The organism is Kitasatospora sp. NPDC051164, assembly GCF_044455625.1.
GTDB lineage: Bacteria > Actinomycetota > Actinomycetes > Streptomycetales > Streptomycetaceae > Kitasatospora.
Genome location: NZ_JBITFB010000096.1, coordinates 1 through 5,958, shown reverse-complemented (window position 1 = coordinate 5,958; position 5,958 = coordinate 1). Strand labels below are relative to the sequence as shown.

Genomic DNA, 5,958 nt, shown 5'->3' with positions numbered 1-5,958 from the left:
GGCACCGTCCTCACCGCCGACGAGCTGCGCGGCATCGCCGAACTCGCCGTCGAGCACGACCTCCTGGTGATCACCGACGAGGTCTACGAACACCTGGTCTTCGGCGCCACCCACCACCCGCTCGCCGCCCTCCCCGGCATGCGCGAACGCACCGTCACCATCTCGTCCGCCGGCAAGACCTTCTCCTTCACCGGCTGGAAGGTCGGCTGGGTCAAGCCCTGTTCGCCTACCTATTCGCTGGCGAGCTGAGACCGATCAGGTTGGCAAGCGCAGCTGCCGCCAAGGTTCGTCAACAAGAGCTACCCACCACCAGCAAGTACTCCCCCCAGCTGGACGGTTGAAATCGGGACAAAGGCTCGCCCACGGGCGTAACGTGTCCGTCAGCCGTGGAGGGAGGTCAGCCATCTCCGAGTTCGAAGAGCTTCATCATCTTGGCTATCTGGGCCATGAAGGGCTGGAGCTGGTCTACAGGCTGATGCGGGAGGAAAGCCGGCGGTTTCCCGTGCTGGCTCCTGGGTCAGGGTGGCAGGCAGAAGACTGGGAGGACTTGCTCGGTGACTTCCTTGCGGACCGGGTCAGGGCCCTTACTGCCGACCTGCTGGGTCGCGCAACCGACGACGCTTCGATGGGTCGGATCCTGCGCAGGTCGATTCGGAACTGGTTGATCGACAGGGCCCGCCAAACGGGCCTGGGCGCATTGCGCCGCCGCTTGGAGGCAGTGCTGTCCTCCGAACCGAACTTCGAGCAGGTTCCCGAAGGCGAGTCCGGAGCCAAGCGATGGAGGCTGGCGGGAAGCGGATGGGCTCCATGGTCGGGCGCCACCGGTGACCTGATCACTGCCTCTCATGCGGTCCAGGCAGTGAAGATACCGAAGTGGTCCAGCACAACGCGTCGGGCACCAATCGCCGACAAGACGTCGCTCGTCGCCGTGGCCACCGCTGTCCTTAGCGCGGCTGGTGGATCGATGGAGATCGCTCAGTTGGTCGCGGTCTTCGCTGCACGGTTCCCGACCGTGCTCGACCCGGTGATCGTGACTACGGGGGACGAGTTCGAGGGCTTTCACCGAGACGAAGCCCCAACGCCCGAAGAGGTAGTGATTGCCGCCGAGGAAGACCTCGACAACGCCGTCACCGCGGCGGAAATCGTGGGGATGTTGTCACCGGAGGAGCGCCTCCTTGTACCCATCGCCGACCAGCAGGCTAGGGTCCAGGAGCTATTGGGATGTGGCAGGAGTCAGGCATCCCTAAAGGTAAAGCGCCTTCGGGAGAAGCTAAGGCAGCTGGTTGGAGAGCATGACGTTCACGGTGTGGGACTGGAGGTGATCAGGCTGTGCACCGAAACTCGCGACGTGGAGTGATCTTGTGGCTCCTCGGACACCGCGATGGTTGTGACGTCAAACATGGGTGGAACTGTTCAGCCGTGTCAGCCGGGAGGACTCCATGAGTGAACCAGGTGTGCCCCAGCGCTTCCTTGAACTGGCGGCTGCGGCCATGGCACCACAGCAGTTGTCGAACGAAGGGCTTCGTGCCAGGTTCGGTAGTCCAGAGGAAGTCCGCCTCGCGGCAGGCCAGGTATGGCGTGCATGCTGGGAGGAAACCAGTCTTCTCGTGCTGGTCCTGGAACTCGCGACCCGCGAGGTCCGCGCTGCCCCGGTGACGATCGACCCTCCAGGCGAAGATGCAGCGAGCCTCGTGGTGGACGGCCGCCGCACTGTGTTCGGGGTGGAAACAACGGTGTGGGCAGGGCTGGCTGGGCCAGTTCCTACGCGCGTCCTCGACCGCGTCGTCGATTCTTGGGAGCCTGATCTCGTGGCGTGGGCTGCGGAGACGGCCGCCGGCGGAACACCCTCCGTACCAGCGGGAGCCCGGCAGGGCGTCGCCCCTGTGTCGGTCTTCGACGCTTCCGAAGACGTGCGAGCTGTCCTTGAAGATGATCTCGAAGCCTTGCGGATGGCGCCCGGCCTGCCTGCGGCAGAGGGATCGGCAAAGGTTGTCTCGCTCGGAGAGCTACTGAAGGGCCGCCTCCCCGACCTGCCAGCTCTGGGCACAGCGTTGGAACTCTCTCAGCCGGAAGTGATGAGGATCCTGCGGGGTTCGACGCCCCTGGCCCCAGGACAGGCCGAGGAAGTCGCAAAAGTGACAGGCCTGCCGGTTGAAGCGGTCGCCGCCGCGGTACGCCCTCTCCCACCGGCTTTGGCAGCAGCGGCGGAGCATCCCCGCTGGCGACAGACCTGGAGGAGCAGGGCCCAGCGGCTGGGCGTCAGTGAAGGGGATGCGCGCCTCACGGGTGGCTATGGGGCGTTCGCGCTGGCTGCCCGCGAAACCGGCGGCGCAGATCCAGACTGGGAAGGTCGACTCCGGCAGTTCCTGCGCGGTGAAGACCTTGCCGGATCGGGTACGTAATGCGGCGCCGCTTCGTACAGGAGGCACCACCGCAAGCGCAGGCCATGATCGCCGCAGTCGAGAGGATCCACCCAGGCTCTCTTGCAGCGCTGCGCGGAGATCCACTGGCCGAGCTGAGCTCCTGGTCAGACCTTCAGATCGTGATGGCACCTGAGGATGGGGAAGGCCGATGCTCGGTTGCCGGCAGTTATATGGATCAGACTGATCCGCCGACGCTTGTGGTTGGCGCCTCCCGGTCGTACCGGCGCCGCGGGTTCACTGCGCTGCACGAACTGGGGCACCACCTGCAGCAGACCGACCCCGGCCTCGGCCAGGCTCTGTTTGCTTGGCAGGACTCGGAAGTCTTCGAGGATGCTGCATGCGACGCGTTCGCAGCTCGGGTACTGATACCAGACAGCGAGATCCCCGCGAACGTGCGGCTACGGGGACCGTCCGCAACGGATGTGGTCGAAATGTTCCACCACTCCCAGGCGTCGCGTGAGGCGTGCTGCGTCCGGGCGGCGGAATATCTCGCGGGTGGTGCTGTAGTCCTGCTCGACGGCGACGGCACCACGATCTTCAGCGTCTCCCGCAGCCTGATCCCCCCGGCCCGGGGTACCGATCAGTCCGGCAACCCCCTCATCGAGAGAGCGCTGCGGACCGGGACCACGGCACAGCACGACAAGACGTACGTGGAGTATCGCTCGGGCAAGCAAAGTGAGCTGCTGTACGGACAGGCTGCCTGGTGCGACGAGGACTACCTGGTTGCGGTCTTCGTTCCGGACAACGCCCCCTGGCATAGGTACTCGGCCCCGCGGCCAGGCACCGGCGCTTCCTGGTACGGCACGTCGTGGGTCTGCGAGACGTGCGGAGAGGCCTTCGAGGTCAGCACCGCGCCGTGTGAACACTGCGGCGTCGCTACATGCCCCGACTGGCACTGCGGCTGCGTCAGCGCCCGCATGGGCAGGGATCGCGCCTGCGGCCGATGTTTCCTCGTACTGGCGCCGAGCCGGTTCGACGGCACCAGTGCCACCTGTCGGGACTGCGCCTGACCGCTCTTCTGGTAACCGGTGAACCTCGACCGGACGATTCTTGCGATGTGACGTCAGGTACTGGTGAGCAGCTGCAAGGCTGCTCGGCCCGCTGTGGCGGGCCTGAAACCTGGGCCCTGACGGCCCCGTAGTGAGAATTGAGAAACTGATGGGACACACCCACAACATCCTGGACGACATCCGCTCTCAGATCGACGCCCACGCCGAGCCGCTCACGGAGGCTCGAGAGCGGCTGGCCCTGGTCCGTGCCACGGCCGAGGAGTTCCCCGGCTCCCTGCGGACCTACGCCAGCGGATCACTGGCACAGCACACCTTCATCCACCCGGTCGGCGACGGAGACGGCGGCCTCGTCCTCGATCGCCGTGTCTACCCCGGACTCGGACCTGACGGGGGTGGTGAGACCCCCGCCGACATCTCGGCCGAGCTCTGTGGGCTGCTGGGTCCCGCAGTCCGCGAGGTGTATCCCAATGCCCGGTGCGGAACCTCCAAGCGAGGCCCCAAGCTGACGTTCGGCCAGCTCGTCGACGGCCAGGACCCCACCGTGGACCTGGTCGTCGCGCTGACCCGCAAGGATGCACCAGGGCTATGGATTCCCAACCTCAAGAACAACACGTGGGAGGCCTCCGACCCCGAGCATCACGTCAAGCTGTTCACCTCTGGAGGAGCCTCCCTCCAGCGCACCCGACGCCGGGTCGTGCGCCTGCTGAAGGCGTGGAACAAGCAGTACTCCGCCCCCGGCTTCTCCTCCCACAACCTGGCTGTCTGGGCCTGGGAGTTCATCCAGCCCGGGATGGGCATGGTCGTCGCGCTGAGCACGGTCCTCACGAAGGCAGCCCGCCGGGTCGACTCTGGCAGCGCCACGGTCGACCCGGCGGGTGTATCGCCGAACGTTCGGCTGCTTGTCCCGCGTGACACCGCCTCCCGCAGGCTGCGTACGGCAGCTACTGCTATGGAGGAAGCGATCGACCACGACGACGATCGCGACGCCGTACTCTCCGCCCTCTCCAAGGTCTTCTACAAGTACATCGACGATCCGTCCCCCAGCAGCCTCGCCCAGAAGATCAGTAAGCTGCGGCGGCCAGGCCCTCTCTCCACCGCAGCCCTCGGGCTCGGCGGCCTTCCCGCAGCCATCCCCGCCGTCCGTTCGTTCGGCGTCGCGTCTGAGGACCGGTGAGCCGGCGCGCGGCGTGGCAGGAGCCGGCCTGGTTCACCAGGCCGGCGCTTCGCTTCGCCTTCCAGCGCGGTATCGAAACCTGCGGTGTGACCACCAGAGTCGTAAAGCCCCCGCATCGGTACCGTGGGGGCTTCGCCCTTGCGGTGCGCCTCGACCTGCCGGACATTCCCCGACAGACCATCACCATCGCCTTCGGCCTCTACCCTTCCCAGGCGCCACACATCTACAGTGACGGACCGAGCGAGTCGCCGCACCGGTACAACGACGGCTCTCTCTGCATCTGGTACCCGTACGACCCGGCCGAGCAGCGATGGGTGCTCCGCGATGGACCAACGGTCCTGCTAGGCCTGATCATTGCGCACCTACTCAAAGAGGAGTGGTGGCGCCGAACCGGTGAGTGGCCGGGCCAGGAAGCCCCGCACCTCATGCCCGAGCCAAACGTGTAGCCGGACCAGGAGGGCAGCATGACCCCGCCAACCCCGGCGCTGCCCTCCTCCGCCCCAATCACAGCGACGGCGACACAATCTGCTCCGTCCCCAGCCCCTGCATCCGCAACGACCGGGGGCGGGGCGCTGACATCCGCAGTGGTCTCCGGCGCCGTCCTCGCAGCCGCCATCACCGCGACCATCAACCTGTGGCTCGCCCGGAGCCGCTCCCGCGAAGAAGAACGCGCCCGTCTGCGAACGGCCTTCGCGGAAGCCTTCGTCGCGTACAACACGTACAAAGAACTGCCGTACGCCATCCGTCGCCGACACGCAGACCAAGCCGCAGAGGAGCGCGTCCGCCTTTCGGAGATTCTCCGCGAGACTCAGGCCCAACTCGCCTACCACCTCGCTTGGACCGCCCTCGAGTCACCTGCTGTCGGCGAGGCCTACAAGAACCTCATCCAACACCTCCGCAGGACTGCTGGCACCGCCATGCACGAAGCCTGGAAGGCACCCGCCATCACCGCCGATACACATATGAACATCCCGCCGACCGTCATCGACCTCAGCGAGCTCGCGCAGTACGAGACCGCCTACCTCGACGCCGTTCACATCCACTTGCACGAACTCCTGCCTTGGTGGAAACGCCTCCGGCGCTGACAGGCAACAAGCGGCAGTAATCAGCTCAATAGACCTCGAGTATGGCTTCGAGCACTCGTGTCCGGCACTTGTCCCGTTCGCACCCGCCCCGAATGTTGGAGCGGCTCCGAGCCGTAAGGAGCCGGGAAGGGTGCAAGGCTGCTGCCGAACCGCAGGCTGGAGGGCATGGGGACTCCGATACCACAGGAGTAACCTGTCGGAATGCTGCCGAAGAAGGCGATCCTGCTTGTTCGAATTTCGGATGACCGCGAAGGCGAGGGCCTCGG

The 5,958-nt window shown here is 65.9% G+C and carries 7 protein-coding genes; all 7 read left to right on the top strand.

Annotated elements, in window-relative coordinates:
- Positions 1-249: aminotransferase class I/II-fold pyridoxal phosphate-dependent enzyme (locus ACIBEC_RS47420; RefSeq protein ID WP_360510116.1), on the top strand; the 249-nt coding region annotated here is incomplete at its 5' end.
- A 124-nt stretch (positions 250-373) separates the two neighbouring features.
- Entirely contained in the window at positions 374-1,357 is a 984-nt protein-coding gene (locus tag ACIBEC_RS47415; RefSeq protein ID WP_360510117.1) for a hypothetical protein, read from the top strand.
- Between the two features lie 46 nt (positions 1,358-1,403).
- Complete coding sequence (locus tag ACIBEC_RS47410) at positions 1,404-2,402, top strand: hypothetical protein (RefSeq protein WP_396290877.1); 999 nt, start codon at positions 1,404-1,406, stop codon at positions 2,400-2,402.
- Positions 2,403-2,593: 191 nt separating this feature from the next.
- Positions 2,594-3,433, top strand: coding sequence for an ImmA/IrrE family metallo-endopeptidase (locus tag ACIBEC_RS47405; RefSeq protein ID WP_396290875.1), 840 nt, complete (start codon positions 2,594-2,596; stop codon positions 3,431-3,433).
- A 148-nt stretch (positions 3,434-3,581) separates the two neighbouring features.
- Complete coding sequence (locus ACIBEC_RS47400; RefSeq protein WP_360510120.1) at positions 3,582-4,607, top strand: hypothetical protein; 1,026 nt, start codon at positions 3,582-3,584, stop codon at positions 4,605-4,607.
- Positions 4,604-5,053 (top strand): hypothetical protein, encoded by a 450-nt coding sequence (locus ACIBEC_RS47395; protein WP_360510121.1) that lies wholly within the window; start codon positions 4,604-4,606, stop codon positions 5,051-5,053. Before ACIBEC_RS47400 ends, ACIBEC_RS47395 begins: the two co-directional genes overlap by 4 nt.
- A gap of 138 nt (positions 5,054-5,191) precedes the next feature.
- Entirely contained in the window at positions 5,192-5,692 is a 501-nt protein-coding gene (locus ACIBEC_RS47390) for a hypothetical protein (protein WP_360510122.1), read from the top strand.
- Positions 5,693-5,958 lie beyond the last annotated feature (266 nt).

Excerpts from the sequence above, each read along its gene's own strand:
- ACIBEC_RS47400 (WP_360510120.1), top strand. The coding sequence starts at position 3,582 with ATGGGACACACCCACAACATCCTGGACGACATCCGCTCTCAGATCGAC.
- ACIBEC_RS47405 (WP_396290875.1), top strand. The coding sequence starts at position 2,594 with ATGGATCAGACTGATCCGCCGACGCTTGTGGTTGGCGCCTCCCGGTCG.